We start from the raw sequence: 25,377 nt of genomic DNA, 5'->3' as shown, positions 1-25,377 counted from the left end.
TGCGATGCTCGACCGACATGAGGGCGCAGGCCCTGCGGGGCTGCTCGACCAGGACGGGGGCGCGCATCCCCCGACGCCCTCTTCCGGACATGTCCGCAAGCGGCGCTTGCGGCGCGCGGGCCCGACTCCGGACACTGGGGACTGCCTGGTCGGCGCAGACGACCACTCGGGGCGACCCGAACCCTCCCCGAGTGGTCGGGACCCTTCCCGGCGCCTGGGCCGTGGAGCGCTGATCGGACCTGCGCCGCTGGACCTCGACCGGTCCGTCCGGGGCCGCTCGGCCCCCCTCCGCCGACCAGGCCGCTCCCAGCGCGAAGAGCGTGGGCGCGGCGCAGCGATCAGGCTGTCGTCGCGGACCGGGATCCCGCGGTCGTCACCCGGCTCCCCGGTGCAGCGGAGGCGCGCCTCACTGCTCCGTCGGGTGCGGGAGCGGTCCGCCGATGAGCAGGTCGTCGTTCTCGCGGCGACGGCGCAGGACGACGGCCGTCACGAGTCCGGCGATCAGCAGTGCGACGAGCACACCGGCGCCGATGGTGAGGCCGACCCCGGCCGAGAGGCCGCCGGTGCTGGCGGCCGCGGGCGGCACGGCGCCGGCCTTGGCGGAGGTGATCGCGATGCCGCAGACCTGCGCGGCGTCGGGAGCCGTCGCGGTCGAGCCCTCCGCCGGATAGGCGACCGTGACCGCGGCGGTGCGCTTGCTGACCGAGCCGACCGCGACGATGCAGTAGACCTCGGCCGTGGGCTCCGCGACGACGGCCTCACCGAGGTCGAGGTCGGACCAGCCGAGCGCGTCGACGCGGACCGCGAGGTCGCCCGCCGCGAGGTCCGCCTGGACGCCGGCGGTCGTGTACGCGCCGACGGTGACGCTCTCGACCGGGCCGAAGCCCCAGACCGCGCCGCGCGGCATGGCCGCCTCGGAGCTGGAGGCCTCGCGCGGCTCGACGAGGATCCCGGGAGCGGAGGAGGCGATCAGAGCGAACGTCGTGGTCGCCGACGAGCCGCGGTCGCCGGTGACGGTGACCGTGTAGGTGCCGATCGAGAGGAGCGCGGCGGTCGGCACGGTGGCCGATCCGGTGCTGGTCGTCTCGCCGTCCTGGCGGTTCTCGACGGTCAGCGGAGTCTCGGTACCGGCCGGCGCCTTGAGCGTCGCAGTGGCGTTCTCCTCGCGCTGGAATCCGGCGTAGGCGACGCCGACTCCGTAGAAGCGGGCCAGGTCGACGGTGAGCGCGCCGGGGTCGACGCCGGCGTCGCGGGTCAGGTAGACCGACACGGCGGGACCGCCGGCGGTCTCGGTGCCGGGGACAGGCGCCGCGGCGGGGTCGCCCGCGGAGGTCGAGAGCAGGGTCCGGCCGGGCGCGGAGGCGCGGGGTGGCGTCGCGCCGGCCTCGGTGGTCGCGGTGCCGCCGGTGCTGCCGCCGCCGGTCGAGCCGGAGTTCGAGCCGCCGGTGCTGCCGCCGCCCGTGCCGCCACCGGTCGAGCCGGAGTTCGAGCCGGAGCCGGGCGCAGGGTTGCCGCCCGTGCCCGAACCGTTCCCAGGATTGGTGCCGGTCCCCGGGTTCGTGCCCGTCCCGGGATTCGTGCCAGTCCCCGGGTTCGCGCCCGTTCCAGGGCTGGTGCCCGTTCCGGGGTTCGTGCCCGTGCTGGGACCGGTACCCGTCCCGGGAGTCGTGCCCGTACCAGGGTTCTCGTTGCCGGTACCCGGAACGGTCGGGGGGGAGGGCTCCGACGGGGGAATGCCCTCGACGGGTGTTGTCGGCTCCTCCGGCTCGGGTGCCGGCTCCACAGGCGTCGTCGACGGCTCACCGACGGGCTCCTCGGGCGCAGGCGGAGGCGGAGGCGCGGGCTCCTCGGACGGCGTCGTCTCGACGGGCTCGCCCGGTACCACCACCACGGGCTCCTCCGGAGCCGTGCCGACACTCGTCGACGGGTCGGGGAGGTTCTCGGCCTGCGCCGACGCGGGCAGCGCCAGCCCGGCGATCAGCAGGGCGAGCGCGAGCGCGGAGGCCGTGGAGCGGCGACGCTGCTTCAGCAGACGCTGTCGAGTCATGGAAGTTCCTCCCCCGCGAGACGCCGAACGCACCCCGAACGTGGGGAGCGAGCCTCCCCGTGAAGAGACTATGCGCGAACCGCGAGCACTCGCAGGCACTCCGGTCCCCCATCCGAGGGGCCTTCTACAACATTCGCATCACGGCGGAGTCCCGCCAGCGCGCTGCCGTCAGGCGCGCTCGAGCAGTGCTCGGCGCAGGCGATCCGGCTCGACGCGCCAGTAGGTGTGCACGCGCCCGTCGAGGAGGACGACCGGGATCTCCTCGACGAAACGCTCGTGCAGCTCCGCGTCGTCGAGGATCGAGGCCTCGGCGAGCGAGACGCTCGGAGCGCCGGGCACGTCCGCGAGCTCAGCGAGGACCTGCTGGACGACGGCGCGGGCGTCGTCGCAGAGGTGGCAGCCGGGCTTGCCCACGAGAGTCAGTGCCACATCCACGTGACCACTGTAGCCGCGGCCACCGCGCGGAACCCGGGACGGATCGACCCCGGAGACGCAGACGAGCGCCCGACCCCAGAGGGGCGGACGCTCGAAGGGTGAAGAGGCGCGAGCCTACTTCTTGTTGCGACGCTGGTGACGAGTCTTGCGAAGCAGCTTGCGGTGCTTCTTCTTCGCCATACGCTTGCGACGCTTCTTGATGACAGAACCCACGAAGACCTCACAACGTTCAGGGGGTCGACCGCCCGACGGACGGCCGCTTACGAAAAACTGGCTCCCGCGAGCTTACACGACGCGGACACCGACGAGAATCCGCGCCGTCGCACCACCCCTGGCGGCGACCGACGCGGCCTCACTTCCGGATGCGCAGCGCCCCCGCGACCTTCGTCGCTCCCTCGCTCACGCCGCGCTGGATGTCCTGCACGACCGCGGTCACCTGGTGGGTGCGCTCCGCGAGCGCCCGCCCGAGCGACTCGGCCCGGGCGGCGGCGGCCGCGTCGAGCACGGCGGCGCCCTCGTCGGCCTCGTCCGCCGCGCCGAACGGCAGCAGCCAGTCCTCGACGGCGACGAGCGGCCCGTACTGCAGTGCGTAGATGCGGTGCTGCCCGCTCTCGCGGACGGTGACGAGCCCCGCCTCGCGCAGCACCTTGAGGTGCTTGGACACCGTCGGCTGGCTGAGCTCGAGCTTCGCCACGATGCGCGAGACGCTCATGCCGCCGGCGCCCCCGGAACCCTCGACCCGCTGCTCCAGGAGGAGCGAGAGGATGTCGCGGCGGGTGCCGTCCGCGATCACCGCGAAGATGTCAGCCATCCCCCCAGGGTAGTCAGCGCCCTCCGCCGCGGGCGGGGTGTCGCCCGTGCGTATGCCCCGCGGCGCATGGCGTCCCGGCGCCCCGGGCGCTGACCGGCGAGCGGGTAGCATGGCCGCGATCGAGTGGAGGGCCCGCCGTGGTGGTTCGGCAGCAGTTCCGCAGCCCCGTGGGCGTCTCGCCGGCCTCGCCGTGGTCGAGCTTCGCCCGGGCCCGCGACCTCGTCGACGACTTCGCCGGCCGCTCGCCGTCGCGCTTCGCGATCATGATCTTCTCGGGCCTGATCCTCGTCTTCACCCTGCTCTTCTCGCTGCCGGTGTCGAGCACGACCGGCACCGTCACTCCGCTGCACGACGCCTTCTTCACTGCGATGTCGGTGATCTGCGTCACCGGCCTCGCCACGGTCGACATGGCCACGCACTGGTCCGCGTTCGGGCACTCGATCGTCTTCATCGGCGTGAACATCGGCGCCCTCGGCGTGCTGACGCTCGCGTCGATCATGGGTCTCGCCATCTCGCGCCGCCTCGGGCTCCGCGCGAAGCTGATGGCCGCGAGCGACTCGAACCCGCTCCGCATCCACTCCGGTCCCGTCGCCGAGGGCCAGGCCGTGCGGCTCGGCGAGATCGGCGGTCTGCTCGCGACGGTCGCCATCAGCGCGGCGGTGATCGAGATCGTGGTCGCCCTGCTCCTCTTCCCGCGGATGCTGATCGACGGGATCCCGATCGGCGAGGCGATCTGGCACTCCTTCTACTACTCCGCGATGGCCTTCACGAACACCGGCTTCGCGCCCAACGCCGCCGGCCTGACGCCGTTCGAGGACGACTACTGGTTCCTCGGCATCCTGATGATCGGCGTCTTCCTCGGCTCGATCGGCTTCCCGGTGATCTACGCCTTCTCGCGCGGCTGGCGGCGCCCGCGCAAGTGGTCGGTGCACGTGAAGCTCACGCTGGTCACCTCGCTGATCCTGCTCGTCGCGGGAGCGGTGCTCTACATCGTGCTCGAGTTCGACAATCCGACGACCTTCGGCACCCTCGACGCCGGCGACACCGTCTTCCAGTCCTTCTTCCTGTCGACCATGACGCGCTCGGGCGGGTTCTCGACCATCTCGATCCCCGATCTCAACGGCTCCAGCCTGCTCGTCACGGACATGCTGATGTTCATCGGCGGCGGCTCCGCCTCGACCGCGGGCGGCATCAAGGTGACGACGCTCGCGATCCTCTTCCTCGCGGCGTTCGCCGAGGCGCGCGGCAACAACGACATGGAGGCGTTCGGCCGCCGGATCCCCAACGACGTGCTGCGCCTCGCGGTCTCCGTCGTGCTCTGGGGAGCCACCACCGTCGCCGTCTCGTCGGTCCTGATCCTGCACATCACCAAGGCGCCGCTCGACCATGTGCTCTTCGACGTGATCTCGGCGTTCGCGACCTCCGGTCTGTCGACGGGGCTCACCGCCGAGCTGCCGACCTCCGGCGTCTACGTGCTGGCGCTGACGATGTTCATGGGCCGCGTTGGTACCGTGACTCTCGCTGCCGCGCTCGCCGCGAGCCAGCGCAGGCAGTTGTTCAGACGACCGGAAGAGAGGCCCATCGTTGGTTGACCGCATCAGGTACGACGCCCCGGTGCTGGTGATCGGCCTCGGTCGCTTCGGCGCCGCGACGGCCGGCCAGCTCGACCGGCTCGACCGCGAGGTGCTCGCGATCGACGCCGACGCCGGGCTCGTGCAGAAGTGGTCGGAGCGGGTCACCCACGCGGTCCAGGCCGATGCCCGCTCGCTCGACGCCCTCGCCCAGATCGGCGCGCAGGACTTCCAGGTCGCCGTCGTCGCCGTCGGCTCCTCGATCGAGGCGTCGGTGCTGATCACCGCGAACCTCGTCGACCTCAAGATCCCGCAGATCTGGGCCAAGGCGATCTCGCGCTCGCACGGCAAGATCCTCGAGCGGATCGGCGCGAACCACGTGATCTACCCTGAGGCCGAGGCGGGCGAGCGCGTCGCGCACCTGGTCTCGGGCCGGATGCTCGACTTCATCGAGTTCGACGACGACTTCGTGCTGGCCAAGATGTACCCGCCGAAGCCGATCCGCGGCCTGACCCTCACCGAGTCGGGCGTGCGCCGCAAGCACCGCGTCACCGTCGTCGGCGTGAAGAGCCCAGGCAAGCCCTTCACCTACGCGACCGAGCAGACCGTCGTCTCCAACCACGACCTCATCGTCGTCAGCGGCACCCCCACCGACATCGAGCGCTTCGCGGCCCTCGGCTCCTGACCCCCTCCGCGAGATGCCACTTATGAGCTCCCGTCACGGCGTGTCGGGCTCATAAGTGGCATCTCGCGGAGGAGCGGGGGGCGTCAGGAGGCGGCGAGCTCGCGGGCGCGGGCCAGGGCCGCGTCGGTGGCGCGGGTGAAGAGGGCGGCGAGGTCGGCCTCCTGCAGCACGGCGATCGCGCGCTCGGTCGTGCCGTTCGGGCTGGTGACCCGGCGGCGCAGCTCGGCCGGCTCCTCGCCGGAGTGCACGAGCAGCTCGGCGGCGCCGCGGAAGGTGCCGGTCACCATGGTCGCGGCCTGCTCGGGCGTGAAGCCCTTGGCGAGCGCCGCGGCGGTCAGCTCCTCGACCAGGAGGAAGACGTAGGCCGGCCCCGATCCCGAGATCGTCGAGAGCGCGTCGAGCTGCGACTCCGGCACCTCCACCACCTCGCCGACGGTCTCGAACAGCCGGCGCACCAGCGCCAGGTCGTCCTCGCTCGAGCGGGTGCCGGCGCTCAGGCCGGTGACCGCACGGCCCACGACGGCCGGGGTGTTCGGCATCGAGCGGAGCACGGCCACCGAGGCGGGCAGGTGCGCCTCGAACGTCGCGACGGTCACTCCCGCCGCGACGCTGACCACGATCGTCCCGGGGGCGAGCGCGTCGGCGATCTCGTCGAGCAGCGCGGGCACCATGTGCGGCTTCACGGCCACCAGCACCACGGCGGCGCCGTCGACCGCGCGCCGGTTCGCCTCCGGGTCGTCGGCGGTCGCGAACGCGGTCACCACCGGGTGGCCGCTCCAGCGCGCCGCCTTCTCCGCGTCGCGGTTGGTCACGCGGACACCGCCCTGCACCTCCACGTCGGGGGCGAGCAGTCCGCTGAGGATCGCGCCCCCCATCGAGCCGAGCCCGAGGACGGCGATGGACGGGAGCTGCACGGGTGCGTCGGTCATCCGCCCATCGTACGAAGGCGATCTCCGCGCAAGGGGCACGACTCGGTCGACCGCGGGAGCCTGCTGCCCGGCGCCCGCCTCCTAGGATGGGCCGACCACCCCCGAGCACCAGCACCCCGACGAGTCACCCCGAGGAGACCCCGTGAGCGCATCCGGAGGCGGTTCCGCCATCATCGCGGCGCTGGCCGCGAACCTCGGCATCGCGCTGACCAAGCTCGTCGCCTGGTTCTTCTCCGGCTCGGCCTCGATGCTGGCCGAGGGCGTGCACTCGCTCGCCGACTCCGGCAATCAGCTGCTGCTGCTGCTCGGCGGCCGCAAGTCGCGGAAGGCCGCCGACGAGGAGCACCCGTTCGGCTACGGCCGCGAGCGCTACGTCTACGCCTTCGTCGTCGCGATCATCCTCTTCTCGGTCGGCGGTGTCTTCTCGATCTACGAGGGTGTCGAGAAGATCGCCGAGCCGCACGAGCTCGAGAACGCCTGGCTGCCGATCCTGGTCCTCGTCGTCTCGATCTGCCTCGAGGGCTACTCGCTGCGCACCGGGGTCAAGGAGTCGAACAAGGTCCGCGGGCAGCAGTCCTGGCTGCAGTTCATCCGCCGGGCGAAGGCGCCGGAACTGCCGGTCGTGCTGCTCGAGGACGTCGCCGCGCTCACCGGTCTCGTCTTCGCGCTGCTCGGCGTCGGCCTCTCGGTGATCACCGGGAACACGGTCTTCGACGCGATCGGCACCATCATGATCGGCACCCTGCTGGTCGTCGTCGCGATCGTCCTCGGCGTCGAGACCAAGAGCCTGCTGGTCGGCGAGGGCGCGACCCCGGCCGACGCCGCGGCGATCCGCGCGGCCATCGAGGCCGGTCCGGACGTCGAGCGCGTCATCCACATGAAGACCCTCTACCTCGGTCCGGACGAGATCCTCGTCGCCGCCAAGCTCGCCTTCCCCGCCGCCGAGACCATGGCCGAGCTGGCCGCGGGGATCGACGCGACGGAGAAGCGGATCCGCGACGCGGTCCCGGCCGCCCGCGTCATCTACCTCGAACCCGACGTCGACCGCGGGGCGACGCCGCCCGCGGAGCCGGCCGCCACCAGCGGGAGCGCCGGCTGATGCGCCGGGTCCTCGCGATCGTCAACGAGCGCGGCGCCGGACTCGGCGCCCTCGAGCCGATGCTGCGCGACCGGGGCTTCGCGGTCGACGCGGTCGCCGGCACCGACCTCGACTCGGTCGACATCCTCGCGCCCGATCTCGTCGTCACCCTCGGCTCGAGCGCCGGCGTCTACGAGACCGCCCGGCACCCCTTCATCTCGCCCGAGATCGCCCTGCTGCAGGACCGGCTGCACCACCGCCGGCCGACCCTCGGCGTCTGCTTCGGCGCGCAGCTGATCGCCGCCGCGCTCGGCGAGGAGGTTCGGCCGGGCCCGACCCGCGAGGTCGGCTTCCGCGGCATCGTCGCGACCGAGGCGGGGATCCGCTCGCCGCTGCGCCACCTCGCCGACGTCCCGGTGATGCAGTGGCACAGCGACACCTTCGAGCTGCCGACGGGGACGACCCTGCTCGCCTCCTCGCCCTCCTATGCCGTCGAGGCGTTCGCGATCGACGACTGGCTGCTCGGCGTGCAGTTCCACCCGGAGCTCACCGGCGAGCTGGCCGCGCGCTGGCTCGAGGGCGACGCCGAGTACGCCGCGGGAGCGGGCTACGGGCACGAGCAGCTCGAGGACGACGTGCGCGAGGGCCGCTTCGAGCGGATGCGGACGGCGACGGAGGCGGCGCTGACCGAGTGGGTCGGCGCGCAGGGCTGACCGCGCTCCGGCCCGCTCAGCGCTTCGCCGCGAAGAAGTCGAGCAGCAGCCGGGCGCCCTCGTCGGCGCGCAGCCCCGGGTACACCTCGACCACGTGGTGCAGCCGTCGATCGCGGAGGAGGTCGTGCACCGAGCCGGCCGCGCCCGCCTTCTCGTCCCACGCCCCGAAGACGACGCGCTCGAGCCGGGAGGCGAGGATCGCGCCGGCGCACATCGCGCACGGCTCGAGCGTGACCACGAGGGTGCAGCCCGCGAGCTGCCAGTCTCCGCGGGCCGCCGCGGCCTCCCGCAGTGCGACCACCTCGGCGTGCGCCGTCGGATCCGTGCGCAGCTCGCGCTCGTTCCGGCCGCGCCCGATCACCGCGCCCTCGGCGTCCACGACCACCGCACCGACCGGCACGTCGCCCCACTCGGCGGCCCGGCGGGCCTCGTCGAGCGCGAGCCGCATCCAGGCGTCCGCGTCGGGAGGGAGGGGGAGGTCGCTCTCGCGCATCGCGCCCCCTCGTCCGGCTCCGGCCGACTCCGACCGGCAAGTAGATTGAGCTTATGCGCGTCCATGTAGCCGACCACCCGCTGATCACGCACAAGCTCACCGTGCTGCGCGACAAGCGCACCCCCTCCCCCACCTTCCGGCAGCTCGCCGAGGAGCTGATGACCCTGCTCGCTTACGAGGCGACCCGCGGCGTCCGCACCCGCACCGTCACCATCGAGACGCCGGTCACCACGACCACCGGTCTCGCGCTGAGCGACCCGCAGCCGCTGGTCGTGCCGATCCTGCGCGCGGGCCTCGGGATGCTCGAGGGCATGGTCAAGCTCATCCCCACCGCCGAGGTGGGCTTCCTGGGCATGGCACGCAACGAGGAGACCCTCGAGCCGACCACCTACGCCGAGCGCCTGCCCGACGACCTGTCCAACCGCCAGTGCTTCGTGCTCGACCCGATGCTCGCCACCGGCGGCTCGCTGATCGCGGCCATCCAGTTCCTCTTCGACCGTGGCGCCGAGGACGTCACCGCCGTCTGCCTGCTCGCCGCCCCCGAGGGCCTCGCGGCCGTGGAGAAGGCGTTCGTCGGCAAGGACGTGACCATCGTCCTCGGCTCGCTCGACGAGAAGCTCAACGAGCTGGGCTACATCGTCCCCGGCCTCGGCGACGCGGGCGACCGCCTCTACGGGCTCGCCGGCTGAGCCGCTCCGGGCGCCCGCCGCGGCGCCCGGAGCGCGCCAGTGTGCGCGCCAGTGTGCGCGGATCTGTTGACGGGGTCCGCCACCATCCGCTTTACTTTCGACCATGACTGACAACGCGCACGCCCTGACCTCCCTTGAGGCCATCGGGGATGCCGGCATGATGATGGCCGGCGGCCTCGTCCTGCGCTGTCGAATGTGCGCCTGAGGAATCACCCTCGCCGGTTCTCCGCACAGCCTCCGCCCCCGATCGAGCCGATCCTCTGATCGGCCGGGCGTCGCAGGCTCGGTGAACCCCTGGATGCCCCGCATCCGCTCCTGCCGGCCCGCACCTCGTGCACCGGCTCTCGCGCGCACACCCGGATCCGCTCCCCGACACTCGTCCCGGATCCGACCAGCCCAAGGATTCGTCATGTCCCTCCTCCACGCCCGTCCCGTCTCCGCTCCCGTCGCCGCCCCCCGCCTGCAGGCCGCCCCCGAGGCGGCGCCCGCCGCTCCCCGGCTCCGCGCCGTGCCGCAGGGCACCGAGGCCCGCGGCTTCGCCCTCTACGTCGGCATCGACGAGGCCAAGGCCCGCGCCGCCGGCATCGACCTCGGCCGCCTGGTCGAGGAGCTCAAGCGCGTCACCGCCGAGTTCGCTCCCGACGCCGAGACCTACGCCTCCGTCGCCCTCGCCCCGCAGGGCGCCGGCGGCCGCGACGTCGACGTCGTCCGCCTCGCCCTCCAGGACCCGGCCGCCGTCGCCCGCCGCCGCTCCGAGACCGAGCCCGACCTCGACCGGGCTCCCGGCGGCGTCGTCATCGACATCTCGCGCAAGCGCGTCATCCTGGACGACGAGACCACCGCCCTCACCTACAAGGAGTTCGAGCTGCTGCAGTACCTCGTCCTCCGCGAGGGCCGCACCATCGAGCGCGCCGAGCTGATCTCCTCGCTCTGGGGAGCCGCCGACGACGACGCCCCGAACGAGCGCACCATCGACGTGCACGTCCGCCGCCTCCGCGCCAAGCTCGGCCGCTACGAGGACATCGTCCGCACCGTCCGCGGCGTCGGCTACCGCTTCGACCGCCACGCGGACGTCGCCATCCGCTACGCGTCCACCCCTAGCCCCGATCTGTTCTGAGGAGTGGGCGCTCGCGCCCACTCCTCAGTGCTCGATTGCTGCGCGAGCGCGAGCGCTCGCTCCGCCGCGGTCGGCTCCGCGGGTGGCCGCGTTCCATACAGCGTCCTGCGTACGGCTCGTGGAAAACGCTGACACGCGTTTTCCACCTGACGCCTCGCGGGCGGCCGCTGGTCGTTCGGCCCGAGTCGGACGAGGGGTCGGCGGCAGCTCATGCTGGTCGAGTAGCCGCGGGACGCGGCGTATCGAGACCCGCCCCCGTACGGAGCGTGGATCTCGATACGCCCGCGGAGCGGGCTACTCGATCAGCATGAAAGGGACAGCGGCGCTTCGCGCGTCTGCAAGCGGCAGCGCTCCGCGTGCCTGCGGGTCCCGCGCTCGGTCGACGGAGGCCGCGCCATCATGCTGGTCGAGTAGGCGCGGGACGCGGCGTATCGAGACCCGGCCTCCGGGGCGACGCGGGGTCACAGGGAAACTTCAGGAAATCGGACCTTGCGGCGTTATCGATCCGTTATATAGTTCAAGTGCGTCGACCGTTTGCTGTGGCGGGAAGCGCAAGAAGTGATTGCAGGACACTCTTGGTGCAAGGGAATGAAGGCCGGCCGCTCGCCTCAGCGGCCGGCCTTCTGTCGTTCCCGGACTGAGCTCCGCCTCCGCGCGACACCCTCCGGACGACCCCGCGCCCCGGGCGCCGCAGGGCTGTCGAGACGCCGTATCCTGAACGGAACACAAGGAGGATGCGTGAGCTCGAGACGTGCGGTCGCCGCGTGGGAGTCGCTGTTCCGAGCGCAGGTGCACGTGATGCGGGCGCTGAGCACCGACTTCCCGTCGAAGGAGATCTCGCTCAACGAGTACGACGTCCTCTTCAACCTCACGCTGCAGCCCGAGCGCCGGGCCCGGCTCCGGGACCTGAACAAGCACGTCCTCCTGACGCAGCCGAGCGTCAGCCGCCTGATCGACCGCCTGGTCGCACGCGGCTGCGTGACCAAGAGCGAGGACCCGACCGACGCCCGCGGCACGGTCATCCAGATCACGGACGACGGCTACGCGCTCTTCCGGCGGGTGGCGATGACGCACATGCAGACGATCTCGGACCACGTCGGAGCGGCCCTCGACGACGACGAGCTCGACCAGCTGACCGCCCTCTGCGACAAGCTGCGCGAGCGCGTCGCCTCGGCCTGAGCGACCCCGCCCTCCGCTAGCACGCCCCGCCGCCGCGCGGCCAGCACTTCGCAGGGGCGCCGCGCTCGCGGATCATGGAGGGACCATGAGCAGCTCCTCCCCCACCCTCGTCTGGCTCCGCGACGACCTGCGTCTCGCCGACAATCCGGCACTCCGGGCCGCGATCGACCGCGGCGGCCCCGTCGCCGTCTGCTACGTGCTCGACGAGGAGTCCGACGGCATCCGACCGCTCGGCGGCGCGGCCCGCTGGTGGCTGCACGGGAGCCTGCTCGCGCTCGCGAGCGACCTCGACGAGGCCGGAGCGTCCCTGATCCTGCGCCGCGGACCGGCCGAGGCCGTCGTCCTGCAGCTCGCCGAGGAGCTGGGCGCGGGCGCGGTGCACTGGAACCGCCGCTACGGCAAGGCGGAGCGGACCGTCGACGCCGCGATCAAGGAGGCGCTGCGCGACCGGGACGTCGAGGCGGAGAGCCACCAGGGCTCGCTGCTCTTCGAGCCGTGGACCGTGCAGACCGGCGGCGGCACCCCCTACTCCGTCTACACGCCGTTCGCGCGCGCCTGCCGCAACCGGGACACCCCGCGCGCTCCCGTGCCGCGGCCGCGCGAGATCGACGGGATCGAGACGAAGGCGGCGTCCGACGACCTCGACGACTGGCAGCTGCTGCCGACCAGCCCCGACTGGGCGGGCGGGCTCCGCGAGCGCTGGGTGCCGGGCGAGAAGGCGGCGGCGAAGCGGCTGCGTGCGTTCCTCGCGGAGCAGCTCGACGACTACGCCGACGACCGGAACCTGCCGGCGCGCGATGCCACCTCGAACCTGTCGCCGCACCTGCGCTGGGGCGAGATCAGCCCGTTCCAGGTCTGGCATGCGCTCGAGGAGGCGCACGCGAAGGGGCAGCACCGCGGTGAGGGCAGCGACCGCTTCCTCGCCGAGGTGCTCTGGCGCGAGTTCTGCTACCACCTGCTCTTCCACTGGCCCGACCTCGCGACCGCCAACTTCGACTCCCGCTTCGACTCCTTCCCCTGGGGCCACCCGGGCGAGGACAAGATCGATGCCTGGCACCAGGGCCGCACCGGCTTCCCGCTCGTCGACGCGGGGATGCGCGAGCTCTGGAAGACCGGCTACATGCACAACCGCGTCCGGATGGTCACCGCGTCGTTCCTGATCAAGAACCTGCTGGTCGACTGGCGGGTGGGCGAGGACTGGTTCTGGGACACGCTCGTGGACGCCGACCCGGCGAGCAACGCCGCCAACTGGCAGTGGGTCGCGGGGTCCGGCGCCGACGCGTCGCCGTTCTTCCGCGTGTTCAACCCCGTCACGCAGTCGAAGAAGTTCGACCCGGAGGGCGGCTACCTGCGCGAGTACGTCCCGGAGCTGGCCGAGCTCGACCGCACCGTGATCCACGAGCCGTGGACGCTCGGCGACACGCTGACGCCGGAGGCGGACGGCTACCCCGCGCCGATCCTCGACCTCAAGGAGACGCGGGTGCACGCCCTGGACGCGTTCGCGGTGATCAAGAGCGCGAAGCGCGACATCTCGCGCCGCGACGACGACGACTGAGACCCCGCCTCGGCCGTGAACGGGCCGGCCTTCGACCGCTCGGCCCTAGATGTACATGGCGGGGTCGATCCAGAAGGCCGGGTCCGCGAGCGCGTCGTCGGCGCGGCCCAGCGCGCGCAGGTCGCGGGCGGGGATCCCGACCAGCACGGCCCCGTCCGGGGCGTCCTTCACCACTACCGCGTTCGCGCCGACGCTCACGTCCGAGCCGAGCACGATCGGCCCGAGGATCACGGCCCCCGCGCCGACGACCACGCGGTCGCCGAGCGTCGGGTGGCGCCGCTCGCGCTTCGCCGACTTCCCGCCCAGTGTGACGGAGTGGTAGAGCATGCAGTCGTCGCCGATCCGCGCCGTCTCGCCGATCACGACGCCCATGCCGTGGTCGATGAAGAGCCGGCGGCCGATCGTCGCGCCGGGGTGGATCTCCACTCCGGTCGCCGCGCGGGCCGCCTGCGCGAGCAGCCGGGCCGGCAGGCGCGCGCCGCGCCGCCACCACCGGTGGGCGAGGCGGTGCACCCAGACCGCGTGCAGCCCCGGGTAGGCGAGCACCACCTCCGCCGCGCTGCGGGCCGCAGGATCGCGCAGGCGCGCGGTCGCCACGTCCTCGCGGAGGCGTGCGAGGGCGGTGGGTCGTCCGGCCGCGCCGCGACGGGGTCCGGCGGTGCTCAGCTGCGGAGGTCCTCGTAGAGGACCGTCGAGATGTACCGCTCGCCGAAGTCGCAGACGATCGCGACGATCGTCCTGCCCGCGTTCTCGGGGCGCTTCGCGACCTCGAGGGCCGCCCACATGATCGAGCCGGAGGAGATGCCGCCGAGGATGCCCTCCTGCGCCGCCATCGCGCGTGCCACGCGGACCGAGTCGTCGAGGGTGACGTCGATGATCTCGTCGTAGACGTCGCGGTCGAGGTTGGCGGGCACGAAGTTGGCGCCGATCCCCTGGATCTTGTGCGGGCCGGCCGTGCCCTGCGTGAGGAGCGGCGAGTCGATCGGCTCGACGCCGATGATCTGCACGCCGGGCTTGCGCTCCTTGAGGACCTGGCCGACGCCGGTGATGGTGCCGCCCGTGCCGATGCCGGCGACGAAGACGTCGACCTCGCCGTCGGTGTCCTCCCAGATCTCCTCTGCCGTCGTGCGGCGGTGCACCTCGGGGTTGGCGGCGTTCTCGAACTGACGGGCGAGCACGGCGCCCGGGGTCTCGGCGACGATGGCCTGCGCCCTCTCGACCGCGCCGCGCATGCCCTCGGAGCCGGGGGTCAGCACGATCTCGGCGCCGTAGGCGCGCAGCAGGACCCGGCGCTCGGTCGACATCGTCTCGGGCATCGTCAGGATCACCTTGTAGCCGCGGGCCGCGCCGACCATGGCCAGCGCGATGCCGGTGTTGCCGCTCGTGCCCTCGACGATCGTGCCACCGGGCGGCAGCTCCCCCGACGCCTCGGCGGCGTCGACGATCGCGACGCCGATGCGGTCCTTTACGCTGTTCGCGGGGTTGTAGAACTCGAGCTTGGCCAGGACGACGGCGCTGTCCGCTCCGTCGAGGCGGTTGATGCGGACGAGCGGGGTCCTGCCGACGAGCTGCGTCACGTCGTCGTGGATGCGTGCCATGGTGTGTGCTTTCTGCCGGGGCCGACCGCCCCGGGGCCCCGGGGCGACTGGTGGTGCGGTGATGCCGACGCTCCCCTCGCGGGGACGCACCCTCCACGATACGGAAGCGGCGTGCCCGGGGGCGCCTTCCGACGGTCATGCGCGCCGGATTCCCACCTCCGGGTCGCCGTCCGATTCCGAGGTCGCGGACGCCTCGTCACAGGTGCATCTCGTCCTCTCGGAGGACCCCCTCCTCCCGGGCGCGTCGCGTACCATGACCGAGGGGATTCGCACGACCGGCGCGACGACCCGCCACCCTGCATTCGCGCGGCACCACCGCGCCGGAAGGACCTCCCGCTCCATGGCTCTCCCCACCGCATCCCGCAGCTCCGCTCGACCGCTCGGGATGTCGTTGCGGGCAGTGCTGGGCTTCATCGGGATGAGTGCCGTGGCGGGCGTGCTGATCACCGTCGGCGTCACTCCGGCGCTCGCGCTGACGGGCCTCGCGACCAGCAACACCATCGGCATGTTCCAGAACCTGCCCGGCTACCTCGACGCCGGCCAGCTGATGCAGCGCACCAACATCTACGCGGGCGACGGCACCACCCTCCTCGCCTCCGTCTACAACCAGAACCGCGTCGAGGTCGGCTGGGACGAGGTCGCGCAGACCGCCAAGGACGCCGCGGTCGCCGGTGAGGACCCGCGCTTCTACGAGCACGGCGGCATCGACCTGCAGGGCACGCTCCGCGCGCTCGCGGTCACGCTGACCGGCGACGACCTGCAGGGCGGCTCGTCGATCACGCAGCAGTACGTCAAGAACGTCCTCGTGCAGAAGGCCGAGTCGATCACCGACGAGGCGGAGCGCGACGCCGCCTACAAGCTCGCCACCGACCCGACCCCCGAGCGCAAGCTCAAGGAGATGCGCCTCGCGATCGGCCTCGAGAAGGAGACGTCGAAGGACGACATCCTGCTCGGCTACCTCAACATCGCGCTCTTCGGCGGCACGGTCTACGGCATCGAGGCCGCGGCCAACTACTACTACGGCATCCCCGCCAGTCAGCTCTCGACCTCGCAGGCGGCGTCGCTTCTGGCGATCGTCAACAACCCGTCGAAGTTCCGCTTCGACGACCCGACGGACGAGGCGAACGGCGCCGCGAACGGCTACGCCGCGACCAAGGAGCGTCGCGACTACATCCTGGCCGAGGAGCTGAAGTACTCGAAGATCAGCCAGGAGGTCTACGACGCGGCGATCGCCGAGCCGATCACGCCGAACATCACCGAGCCCTCCACCGGCTGCGCCACCGCGGGCAACGCGGCGTACTTCTGCGAGTACGTGCTGAACGTGCTGCGCAACGACGAGGCGTTCGGCGCCGACGACGACGAGCGCTACCAGCGGATCCGCCAGGGCGGCTTCGACATCGTCACGACGCTCGACCTCGACATCCAGCAGGTCTCGCAGGCGGCGATCAACGCCTACATCCCGTCCTACGACCCCCGCTTCCAGGTCGGCGCGACCGCCGCGTCGGTCGAGGCCGGCACCGGCCGCGTGCTGTCGATGGTGCAGAACACGAAGTACAGCCAGGACGAGGAGTTCCTCGCCGCCAACCCCGGCTTCAGCGCGATCAACCTCAACGTCGACGTCGGGATGGGCGGCACCTCCGGCGTGCAGACCGGCTCGACGTACAAGGTCTTCACCCTCGCGCAGTGGCTGCAGGCGGGGCACACGCTCAACGAGTCGTTCCCGTCGCCGACCTCGGGGTTCCGCTCGTACCCGCAGAAGTGCAATGTCGCGAATGATGGGCTCTTCACCGAGCGGTTCACTCCGAAGAACGACAACTCCTCCGAGGACGCCTCCTCCATGACTGCGGTCCAGGCCACGGCGAACTCGATCAACACCGGCTTCATGGGCATGGCCAATCAGCTCGACGTCTGCGACATCCGCACCACGGCGGAGTCGTTCGGCATCCACCGCGCCGACGCCAAGGAGCTGGAGAGCAGACCTGCTTCAGTTCTCGGCACCAACCCGATCGCGCCGCTCACCCTCGCCAACGCCTATGCCGGCATCGCGAACGATGGGGCGACGTGCGACACGATCGTCATCGACCGGATCACGGACAGCACCGGTGCGGCGGTCGCGCCGCCCGCCTCATCCTGCGCGCCCTCCGTCACCCCCGAGGTCGCGCGGGGCATGCAGTACGCGATGCAGCGCGTCATCACGTCGGGTACCGCCACCGCCTCGGACCCGCGCGACGGCATCGAGCACATCGGCAAGACGGGCACGACCGATGAGGCGGCGGACGTCTGGACCGCCGGCGCCAGCCGCTCCGCGTCACTCGCTGTCTGGGTCGGCAGCATCAAGGGCTTCGACGACGGTTCGAAGCAGAACCTCCGCACCACGCGGCTCACCGGCGAGGAGGGGACGATCCGTGCCGCTGACGCGCGTCACGCGATCTGGAAGCCGATCATGACGGCGCTCGATCAGAAGTACGGCGGTGACGACTTCATCGCCCCGCCCGCCTCGATGCTCGCGTCCTCTCCGCGCACCGCCACGCTCACCGAGGTGCCGGATGTGACCGGACTGACGGTCGCTGCGGCCACCGCCACGCTCACCGCCGCGGGCTTCACCGTGGGCAAGAGCGAGCCCGTCCAAGTGGCGAGCATCCCCGCGGGCTCCGTCGTCTCGACCACGCCCAGCGCGGACGAGACGGTTCTCCGCGGAGCCGTCATCCCGCTGCAGGTCAGCACCGGCGAGGCGCCGAAGAACGTCAACGACATCGCCGATCGCAATGGAGACCTGCTCGATTAGGGACGCCGGTGAGCAGGCCGCGCCTGACGGCGCGCGCCATCCCAGCGTGCGTCTCGTGCCATCGATGAGTCGAGTGACTCGGCCTGACTAGCGTCTCCGCTGGGGACGACGATCGCCGCCGTACCCGGTGACGAAGGAGTCAGCCATGCAGTGGACCGAGAGACGCGGAACAAAAAGTCGGAGTGACGCACTCACCGCGACGGCGAGCGGCCGACGGCCCTGGCGGAGATCGCTGGCCGCGGTCGCGGTGGCCTCGTCGATCCTGACGGCTACGGTCGTCGCGCCGGCCGCGCAGGCCACCGATCAGTTCGGCAACGAGACGTCCTACAGATATCAAAACGAATCGTGCGTCGGACCGGAGAATGCATTCTGGTGGTCGGACTCGTCCTGCTCCTACCCGCCGGGCTACTCGAAGATTGATTCGCGCTCGCTCAACGGACGGTACCGCTCGACCTTCCAAGCCGACGGCAACTGGGTGGTCTACGACGGTGACAATGCGATCTGGTCGAGCGGTACGGCCGGGCGTGGAGCGACGAACATCAAGTTCCAGGGAGACAGCAACATCGTCATCTACCGCAATTCAGTCGTCCTCTGGTCGTCGAATCCACGGCGCTCCTGCAGCACTGAAAAGGGCAAGACTCTGACCATGCAGGACGACGGCAACCTGGTCTTCACACAGGACACCCCGGGTGACTTCACGAGCCCGCACCACTTCACGGTCCTGTGGTCCTCGCGCGGAGGAACCAGGACGTCGTGCGACTGATCAGCCGGCCCGGAGTAGCTGTTGCGTGTGATGCGCGGGCGCGCCTGGGCGGGGATGCCGGGAGCGTCGCCTAGGGTGCTGGTGCACCGAGAGGATCCATCCTGAAGCGTCCGAACGTTCCCGTCTTCCAGCCCCGTCGCACCGTCCACGGGGCCCTCGGCGCGCTGTTCGGATTCGTGATCGTCAGCGTGCTGGCCGGGCTGCTCGCGACGATCGTCGTGGCGCCGGCGGTCGCGCTCACCGGGGCGGCCACCTCGGGGACGATCTCGGCGTTCCAGTCGCTGCCGAGCTACCTCGAGGTCGGCGAGCTGATGCAGAAGACGGACGTCTACGCGGGCGACCCCGAGGACCCGACGCTCCTCGCCTCCTTCTACGACCAGAACCGCATCGAGGTCGCCGCCGACCAGATCGCGGCGCCGGTCTTCGACGCCCTCGTCTCGAGCGAGGACCCGCGCTACTACGAGCACGGCGGCATCGACCTGCAGGGCACCCTGCGCGCCGTCGCCAGCACCTACCTCCTCGACGCGGCGCCGCAGGGCGGCTCGTCGATCACGCAGCAGTACGTCAAGAACGTCCTCGTGCAGAAGGCCGAGTCGATCAGCGACGAGACCGAGCGCGCCGCGGCCTACGCGGAGGCGACCGCGACCACTCCCGAGCGCAAGCTCAAGGAGATGCGTCTCGCGATCGGGGTGGAGAAGGAGTACTCGAAGGACGAGATCCTCCTCGGCTACCTCAACATCGCCCTCTTCGGCGGCACCGTCTACGGCATCGAGGCCGCGGCCGAGTACTACTACGGCATCGATGCGGCCGACCTCTCGGTCGGGCAGTCGGCCGCGCTGCTGGCGATCGTCAACAACCCGGAGAAGTTCCGCTTCGACCGCCCCGACGACCCCGACAACGGCGAGGCGAACGGCTACGCGCTGACCACGAGCCGGCGCGACTACATCCTCGACCGGATGCTCGAGTACGGGAAGATCGACGCCGCGACCCGCGACGCCGCGAAGGCCGCGCCGATCGAGCCGGTCATCACTCCCCCGTCGACCGGCTGCCAGACCGCGGGCAGCGCCGCCTACTTCTGCGACTACGTCTCGCACGTGCTGCGCAACGACCCGGCCCTCGGCGCCACCGCCGACGAGCGCTACGCGGCGCTCAAGCGCGGCGGGCTCAAGGTCTACACGACGATCGACCTCGCCATGCAGGACACCTCGGCGCAGGTCATGACCGACCAGGTGCCCGCGACCGACCCGCGCTTCGACGTCGGGGCCGCGGCCGTCGGCGTGGAGACCGGGACCGGGCGGATCCTGAGCATGGTGCAGAACAAGAAGTACAGCCAGGACCCGGAGCAGATCGCCTCGGCCGACGGCGCCGAGTACTCCGCGATCAACCTCTCGGTCGACGCGGCCTACGGGGGCGGCAACGGCTTCCAGCCGGGCTCCACCTACAAGGTCTTCACGCTGATGGAGTGGCTGCAGGACGGCCACACCCTGCTCGAGCAGTTCGACGCGAAGAACAAGAACTGGACCGGCTTCCAGGACAGCTGCGAGGGCCCGCAGGACTACGGGGTGTTCAATCCGAACAACAACGGCGGGCAGATCTTCCCTGCCTCGCTGAACGCACTGGAGTCCACGATCGACTCCATCAACACCGGCTTCATCGGCATGGCACACCTGCTCGACCTCTGCGACATCCGCAAGACCGCGGAGGCCTTCGGCGTGCATCGCGCGGATGCGACCCCGCTGCTCGAATCCCCGGCGACGGTGCTCGGCACGAACGAGATCGCCCCGCTGACCATGGCGGTCGCCTACGCGGGCGTCGCGAACGACGGCCGGACCTGCAGCGCGGTGGCCATCGACTCGATCGTCGGGCCCGAGGGGCAGGACATCGAGGCGCCCGCCTCGACCTGCACGCAGTCGACGACGACGGCCGTCGCCCGCGCCACGCAGTACGCGCTGCTCGAGGTCACCTCGCAGGGCACCGGTCAGGCGGCGAGCCCCGGCGACGGCATCGAGCACATCACCAAGACCGGCACCACCGACGGCGCGGCCGACGGCTGGACGCTCGGCGCCTCCTCCGAGGTCGCCCTCGCAGTCTGGGTCGGCAGCATCTCGGCGCTGAACGACGCCGGCAAGCGGATGGCGCTCGACTCGATCGACTTCGACAGCGGCTCGGCGATCCTCGCGCGGCACCGGATCTGGAACCCGGTGATGACGGCCTTCGACCGCGAGTACGGCGGCTCCGCCTTCGCGAAGCCCGACCAGTCGCTGGTGAAGGCGCCGATGGTGACGATCCCGGACGTGACCGGGAAGAGCGTCGACGCGGCCGTCAGCGCGCTCAAGGCCGCGGGGTTCGTCGTCGGCGGGATGAGCCAGGTCGACTCGTCGGTGCCCGAGGGCCAGGTCGCCGGGACGGATCCCTCGGCGGGGACCTCGGTGATCCGCGGCACGGAGATCGGCGTGCGGATCAGCACCGGCTCGACCGCGACGAGCCCGCCGCAGCCGTCGGTCTGAGCCCCAGCGCGTTCCGCCGTCAGTGGTGGAAGCGGTGCACGACCGCGTGGCCCCTGCCGCGGCCGATCAGCCAGCGGTTGACCGGGGTGGTGACCACGAAGGCCAGGACGAGCGAGCCGGCGAGGGAGCCCCAGAAGAGCCCCGTCGCGAGACCCGCGTCCATCGCGCCGGGGATCGCCAGCATCGCCGTGTTGTCGATGACCTCCATCACCGCGATCGAGACGGTGTCCGCCGCGAGGGCGATGCCGACGGCGGCGCGCCAGGAGACCCCCGCGCGGAGCACGCCGCGCATCGTCAGGGCGTAGCCGAAGGCGAAGGCGAGCACGATGGAGAGGACGACGGTGCCGAGGGTGTGCAGCCCGAGTGCGGTGCCGAGCACCATGCCGAGGACCTCGCCGATGGCGCAGCCGGTGAGACAGTGCAGGGTGGCCGTCGCGGCGGTCCGCCAGGACGTCGTGGCGGAGGACGTGTGCGTGCTGTAATCGTGCGCGGCGTCGGTCATCGGTGCTCCCTCGTGGTCGGTCACCGTGGTGCAACATACCCCCGGGGGGTATATTCCCGAGTCGAGTGATTCCGCGCGACCGGGAAGGGTCAGAGCTGGACGGCGGCGGCCGGCAGGAGGCCGAACTCGACCAGCTCGGCGTCGGTGAGGAGGCGGCTGCGGATCATGAAGCGCTTGCCCTCGGGCGCCTCGACGCTGAAGCCGCTCCCCCGCCCGTCGACCAGGTCGACGGTGAGGTGGGTGTGCTTCCAGTACTCGAACTGCGTCCGCGACATGTAGAACTCGATCGGCTCGAGGCCGTCCACGTGCAGCGTCTCGACGAGCACGTCGGACGCCCCCGTGCGGAACATCCCGACCGGGAAGCACATCGGCGAGCTGCCGTCGCAGCACCCGCCGGACTGGTGGAACATCAGCGGGCCGTGCAGCTCGCTCATCCTCCGCAGCATGCCGGCTGCCGCCTCGGTCACGTCGACTCGCGTGCTGTCCATGGGCGGTGTCCTCTCGGTGGTGGTGTCTGGCGGGGTGGGTCTCGATACGCCCGCTGCGCGGGCTACTCGACCAGCATGGAAGGGCCCGCAACCGCGGGAAGCGCGACGCGGATCCTGGGTGCGAAGCGGAGCGAGGAGGCCGAGCTCCCGCACCTTCTGGTCACGTGGGTCTCGATACGCCCGCTGCGCGGGCTACTCGACCAGCATTTCCGGCAAGGGAGAGCGCGGAGCGCGAATCCGCGTGCCAGCGGATTCGCGGAGCGCGACGCTCCCCGCTCCACTCAGCGCAACCACCTCGGTCAGCCGACCGCGGCGGTGATGACGAGCGGAGCGAGGAATCGCCGCAGGAGAGCACGGCGCGTGCCAGCGGATTCGCGGAGCGCGACGCTCCCCGCTCCACTCAGCGCGACCACCCCGGAAAGCCGACCGCGGCGGTGATGACGAGCGGAGCGAGGAATCGCCGCAAGACGGCTCAAAAAAAGCCCATGGGCCCTTCCGCGTAGCTGACGAGGAGGTTCTTCGTCTGCTGGTAGTGGTCGAGCATCATCTTGTGGTTCTCGCGGCCGATGCCGGACTGCTTGTAGCCGCCGAAGGCCGCGTGGGCGGGGTACTGGTGGTAGGTGTTCGACCAGACGCGGCCGGCCTCGATGGCGCGGCCGGCGCGGTAGAGCTGGGCGCCGTTGCGGCTCCAGACTCCGGCGCCGAGGCCGTAGAGGGTGTCGTTGGCGATGGCGATGCCGTCGTCGAAGTCCTCGAACGAGGTGAGGGCGAGGACGGGGCCGAAGATCTCCTCCTGGAAGATGCGCATGGAGTTGCGCCCCTCGAAGACCGTCGGGTTGACGTAGTAGCCGCCGCTGAGCTCGCCGCCGAGGTCGGCGCGGTCGCCGCCGATGAGCAGCTTCGCGCCCTCCTGCTTGCCGATGTCCATGTAGGAGAGGATCTTCTCCAGCTGGTCGTTGGAGGCCTGGGCACCGATCATCGTCGAGACGTCGAGCGGGTTGCCCTGCTTGATCCGGCCGACGCGCTCGAGTCCGTCGCCGACGAAGTCGTCGTAGATGGACTTCTGCACGAGGGCGCGGGAGGGGCAGGTGCAGACCTCGCCCTGGTTGAGGGCGAAGAACGAGAAGCCCTCGAGCGCCTTCTCGTAGAAGGAGTCGCGCTCGGCGGCCACGTCGGCGAAGAACACGTTGGGGCTCTTGCCGCCGAGCTCGAGGGTGACCGGGATGAGGTTCTCGCTCGCGTACTGCATGATCAGGCGGCCGGTGGTCGTCTCGCCGGTGAAGGCGATCTTGCGGATCCGCGGGTGCGAGGCGAGCGGGGCGCCGGCCTCGATCCCGAAGCCGTTGACGATGTTGAGGACGCCGGCGGGCAGCAGGTCGTGGATCAGGTCCATCAGGACGTGGATCGACGCGGGGGTCTGCTCGGCCGGCTTGAGCACGATGCAGTTGCCGGCGGCGAGCGCCGGAGCGAGCTTCCATACGGCCATCAGGATCGGGAAGTTCCAGGGGATGATCTGGCCGACCACGCCGAGCGGCTCGTGGAAGTGGTACGCGATGGTGTCGTGGTCGATCTCGGAGACGCCGCCCTCCTGGGCGCGCAGGGCGCCGGCGAAGTAGCGGAAGTGGTCGATCGCGAGGGGGATGTCGGCGGCGAGGGTCTCGCGCACCGGCTTGCCGTTCTCCCAGGTCTCGGCGACCGCGAGCAGCTCGAGGTTCGCCTCCATCCGGTCGGCGATGCGCAGCAGGACGTTCGCGCGCTCGGCGGGGCTGGTCTTGCCCCAGCTCGGGAACGCCTTCCAGCCGGCCTCGACCGCGCGGTCGATGTCCTCGGCGGTGCCGCGGGCGATCTCGCAGAAGGGCTTCCCGGTGATCGGGGTGATGTTCTCGAAGTACTGGCCCTTCGCGGGGGCGACGTACTCGCCTCCGATGAAGTGGTCGTACCGGGAGCGGAACGAGGCGACGGATCCCTCCGTGCCCGGGTTGGCGTAGACCGTGGACTCCGGTTCCTTCGGTGCCTGGTCGGCTACCGGGTCGGCGTACAGCGTCATGTGGACCTCCATCGACGTCGTTGTCGGGTGAGTGCGGGGTGTCGCGCTCGGTCCGACCGTACGTCGCGGGAGGTTGCACGCCGTTGCACGGCCGCGCGGCGACGGAGGCGGCGGCCGAGCGCGGGTCAGCGCTGCTCGGCCTCGAGCTCCTCGAGGTGCGCGACGATGCCGGCGCGGCGGGGCGAGCGGCGCGGCAGGATCCGCAGCAGCTCGGCCCAGACCTCCGCGTCGTCGTGGCCGTCGGGCCCGTGCGCGTAGGCGAGCAGCGTCTCGGCGGCAGCGCTGGTGAGCACGGTGGCACGGACGCGGGCGCGCAGCTCGTCGGCGATCGCGCGGATGCCCGGGGCCTCGGAGCCGGGCAGCGGGGCGCCGGCGTAGGCGTCGAGGGCGAGCCGGTGCGCGCCGCGATCGAGCAGGCCGACGACCTGGCGCGCGTCGAGGTCGACCGGACTGGCCAGGCGGTACGGGCGCGAGAGCGGCACCAGCCTCGGGAGGCGCGGCTCGAGGATCCGGCGCAGGCGCACCATCTCGGCGCGCACGGTGACCACCGCGTCCTCCCGCCCGTAGAGCAGCTGGGCGAGCGCCTCGGCGGACAGTCCCGCTCGGTGCCAGGCGAGGAGGGTGAGGATCTCGGCGTGCCGGGTGGAGAGCTCGAGCTCGACGCCGTCGGCGCTGACGACGCCGGTCTCGCGGCCGAGGACGCGCAGGCTCGGCGCGCGGGCCGCCGCGGGCCGAGGTGGCGAGCGGCGGGGTTGCGCGCGGCGCGGGCGCTGCAGCCGCTGCACCATCAGCTGGCTCTCGACGGCCGCCGCGGTCGCCTCCATCAGCGGGAGGGTCTGCGGGGCGACGACCTCGGCGCCGCCGGTGATGTCGATCACCCCGAGGATCTCGTGGGTCTCGGGGTCGTGGATCGGCACCGCGGTGCAGCTCCACGGGTGGACGAGGGAGGCGAAGTGCTCGGCGCCGTGGATCTGCACGCCGTGGTCGAGGACGAGGGCGGTGCCGGGGGCGGAGGTGCCGACGTCGGGCTCGGCCCAGGCCGCGCCCTCGACGAAGAGCATCCGCTCGGCGGAGCTCTTCAGCGCCTGGTCGCCGTCGATCCAGAGCAGCCGCCCCAGGGCGTCGCCGACCGCGACGAGCACGCCGCTGTCCTCGTCGGCGTCGCGGACGAGGAGGCGCCGGATGACGGGCAGCACCGAGGCGAGCGGGTGGCCCATCCGGTAGTCGCGCAGCTCGTCGCTCGAGAAGGACAGCGGGGCGGTGAGGCGCTCGGGGTCGAGGCGGTGGCGGCGCGCGCGCTCCCAGGACGCCTCGACCAGCGGGCGGCGGCGACCGCTGCCGGGCAGGGCGAGCCAGGGGTTGGTCATCGGATCCGCCCCCTCGTC

At 71.5% G+C, this 25,377-nt stretch carries 23 protein-coding genes; 11 read left to right on the top strand and 12 right to left on the bottom strand.

Translation table 11 applies throughout. The annotated features are described in order from the left end of the window. Positions 1–406 precede the first annotated feature (406 nt). The 4 genes from EDF43_RS22170 to EDF43_RS14860 all read right to left on the bottom strand — a co-directional run bounded on the left by EDF43_RS22170 (position 407) and on the right by EDF43_RS14860 (position 3,293). Positions 407–2,047: a hypothetical protein gene (locus tag EDF43_RS22170; protein ID WP_207901783.1), complete on the bottom strand. Its 1,641-nt coding sequence runs from the start codon at positions 2,045–2,047 to the stop codon at positions 407–409. Between the two features lie 168 nt (positions 2,048–2,215). Next, positions 2,216–2,482: a glutaredoxin family protein gene (locus EDF43_RS14870; protein ID WP_123736766.1), complete on the bottom strand. Its 267-nt coding sequence runs from the start codon at positions 2,480–2,482 to the stop codon at positions 2,216–2,218. 114 nt (positions 2,483–2,596) lie between these two features. Beyond that, on the bottom strand, positions 2,597–2,695 hold the full coding sequence (locus EDF43_RS14865; protein WP_003792170.1) for an AURKAIP1/COX24 domain-containing protein: 99 nt from the start codon (positions 2,693–2,695) through the stop codon (positions 2,597–2,599). 139 nt (positions 2,696–2,834) lie between these two features. Continuing rightward, positions 2,835–3,293 carry a metalloregulator ArsR/SmtB family transcription factor gene (locus tag EDF43_RS14860; RefSeq protein ID WP_123736765.1) on the bottom strand — a complete coding sequence of 153 codons (459 nt, stop codon included), beginning with the start codon at positions 3,291–3,293 and terminating at the stop codon, positions 2,835–2,837. A gap of 260 nt (positions 3,294–3,553) precedes the next feature. On the opposite strand from EDF43_RS14860, the gene EDF43_RS14855 reads away from it, so the two are divergent. After that, complete coding sequence (locus tag EDF43_RS14855; protein ID WP_243587915.1) at positions 3,554–4,885, top strand: potassium transporter TrkG; 1,332 nt, start codon at positions 3,554–3,556, stop codon at positions 4,883–4,885. Then, positions 4,878–5,549: a TrkA family potassium uptake protein gene (locus tag EDF43_RS14850; RefSeq protein WP_123446620.1), complete on the top strand. Its 672-nt coding sequence runs from the start codon at positions 4,878–4,880 to the stop codon at positions 5,547–5,549. The genes EDF43_RS14855 and EDF43_RS14850 overlap by 8 nt, the downstream gene beginning before the upstream one ends. 83 nt (positions 5,550–5,632) lie before the next feature. Here EDF43_RS14850 and proC read toward each other — a convergent pair whose 3' ends face one another. Continuing rightward, the gene (gene proC / locus EDF43_RS14845; RefSeq protein ID WP_132437516.1) at positions 5,633–6,478 is read right to left on the bottom strand and encodes a pyrroline-5-carboxylate reductase; all 846 of its coding nucleotides are present in this window, start codon (positions 6,476–6,478) and stop codon (positions 5,633–5,635) included. 142 nt (positions 6,479–6,620) lie between these two features. Between proC and EDF43_RS14840 the strand changes: the two genes are divergently transcribed. Together EDF43_RS14840 and EDF43_RS14835 are read left to right on the top strand one after the other, a co-directional pair. After that, on the top strand, positions 6,621–7,577 hold the full coding sequence (locus EDF43_RS14840; protein ID WP_132437515.1) for a cation diffusion facilitator family transporter: 957 nt from the start codon (positions 6,621–6,623) through the stop codon (positions 7,575–7,577). Beyond that, positions 7,577–8,269: a gamma-glutamyl-gamma-aminobutyrate hydrolase family protein gene (locus tag EDF43_RS14835; protein WP_132437514.1), complete on the top strand. Its 693-nt coding sequence runs from the start codon at positions 7,577–7,579 to the stop codon at positions 8,267–8,269. Before EDF43_RS14840 ends, EDF43_RS14835 begins: the two co-directional genes overlap by 1 nt. Before the next feature lie 16 nt (positions 8,270–8,285). On the opposite strand, the gene tadA is transcribed toward EDF43_RS14835, so the two are convergent. Next, positions 8,286–8,762 (bottom strand): tRNA adenosine(34) deaminase TadA, encoded by a 477-nt coding sequence (tadA, locus tag EDF43_RS14830; protein ID WP_243646329.1) that lies wholly within the window; start codon positions 8,760–8,762, stop codon positions 8,286–8,288. Positions 8,763–8,815: 53 nt separating this feature from the next. Between tadA and upp the strand changes: the two genes are divergently transcribed. From upp to EDF43_RS14810, 4 genes are all read left to right on the top strand, one after another. After that, positions 8,816–9,451, top strand: a complete 636-nt coding sequence (gene upp / locus EDF43_RS14825) for a uracil phosphoribosyltransferase (RefSeq protein ID WP_123446624.1) — start codon at positions 8,816–8,818, stop codon at positions 9,449–9,451. A 409-nt stretch (positions 9,452–9,860) separates the two neighbouring features. After that, on the top strand, positions 9,861–10,568 hold the full coding sequence (locus tag EDF43_RS14820) for a winged helix-turn-helix domain-containing protein (RefSeq protein ID WP_132437513.1): 708 nt from the start codon (positions 9,861–9,863) through the stop codon (positions 10,566–10,568). 798 nt (positions 10,569–11,366) lie between these two features. Next, entirely contained in the window at positions 11,367–11,747 is a 381-nt protein-coding gene (locus EDF43_RS22365) for a MarR family winged helix-turn-helix transcriptional regulator (protein WP_243646341.1), read from the top strand. Between the two features lie 85 nt (positions 11,748–11,832). After that, a complete protein-coding gene (locus EDF43_RS14810) occupies positions 11,833–13,302 on the top strand; it encodes a deoxyribodipyrimidine photo-lyase (protein ID WP_132437511.1) in 1,470 nt (489 codons plus the stop codon). A gap of 45 nt (positions 13,303–13,347) precedes the next feature. Here the strand turns inward: EDF43_RS14810 and epsC are convergent, their stop codons facing one another. Then, positions 13,348–13,899, bottom strand: a complete 552-nt coding sequence (gene epsC / locus EDF43_RS14805; RefSeq protein WP_347812544.1) for a serine O-acetyltransferase EpsC — start codon at positions 13,897–13,899, stop codon at positions 13,348–13,350. A 65-nt stretch (positions 13,900–13,964) separates the two neighbouring features. Next, complete coding sequence (cysK, locus tag EDF43_RS14800) at positions 13,965–14,900, bottom strand: cysteine synthase A (RefSeq protein WP_123736823.1); 936 nt, start codon at positions 14,898–14,900, stop codon at positions 13,965–13,967. 340 nt (positions 14,901–15,240) lie between these two features. Here cysK and EDF43_RS14795 point away from each other — a divergent pair, with 340 nt between their 5' ends. The 3 genes from EDF43_RS14795 (at position 15,241) to EDF43_RS14785 (ending at position 20,955) form a co-directional block, all read left to right on the top strand. Then, on the top strand, positions 15,241–17,685 hold the full coding sequence (locus EDF43_RS14795) for a transglycosylase domain-containing protein (protein WP_165909131.1): 2,445 nt from the start codon (positions 15,241–15,243) through the stop codon (positions 17,683–17,685). A gap of 145 nt (positions 17,686–17,830) precedes the next feature. Continuing rightward, the gene (locus tag EDF43_RS14790) at positions 17,831–18,448 is read left to right on the top strand and encodes a hypothetical protein (protein WP_132437509.1); all 618 of its coding nucleotides are present in this window, start codon (positions 17,831–17,833) and stop codon (positions 18,446–18,448) included. Between the two features lie 176 nt (positions 18,449–18,624). Further along, positions 18,625–20,955, top strand: a complete 2,331-nt coding sequence (locus EDF43_RS14785) for a penicillin-binding protein (protein WP_132437508.1) — start codon at positions 18,625–18,627, stop codon at positions 20,953–20,955. A gap of 19 nt (positions 20,956–20,974) precedes the next feature. Here EDF43_RS14785 and EDF43_RS14780 read toward each other — a convergent pair whose 3' ends face one another. The 4 genes from EDF43_RS14780 to EDF43_RS14765 all read right to left on the bottom strand — a co-directional run bounded on the left by EDF43_RS14780 (position 20,975) and on the right by EDF43_RS14765 (position 25,359). Then, on the bottom strand, positions 20,975–21,457 hold the full coding sequence (locus EDF43_RS14780; RefSeq protein WP_132437507.1) for a DUF4396 domain-containing protein: 483 nt from the start codon (positions 21,455–21,457) through the stop codon (positions 20,975–20,977). An 89-nt stretch (positions 21,458–21,546) separates the two neighbouring features. Continuing rightward, complete coding sequence (locus tag EDF43_RS14775) at positions 21,547–21,945, bottom strand: DUF779 domain-containing protein (protein ID WP_132437506.1); 399 nt, start codon at positions 21,943–21,945, stop codon at positions 21,547–21,549. A gap of 472 nt (positions 21,946–22,417) precedes the next feature. Next, complete coding sequence (locus EDF43_RS14770) at positions 22,418–23,992, bottom strand: aldehyde dehydrogenase family protein (RefSeq protein WP_123705621.1); 1,575 nt, start codon at positions 23,990–23,992, stop codon at positions 22,418–22,420. A 125-nt stretch (positions 23,993–24,117) separates the two neighbouring features. Continuing rightward, on the bottom strand, positions 24,118–25,359 hold the full coding sequence (locus tag EDF43_RS14765) for a helix-turn-helix domain-containing protein (RefSeq protein ID WP_132437505.1): 1,242 nt from the start codon (positions 25,357–25,359) through the stop codon (positions 24,118–24,120). Positions 25,360–25,377: the final 18 nt, after the last annotated feature.

The sequence above is a fragment of the Rathayibacter sp. PhB179 genome (assembly GCF_004345345.1).
GTDB lineage: Bacteria > Actinomycetota > Actinomycetes > Actinomycetales > Microbacteriaceae > Rathayibacter > Rathayibacter festucae.
Note: the sequence above shows the minus strand (reverse complement) of the source record. Positions and strands in the feature narration are given on the sequence as shown.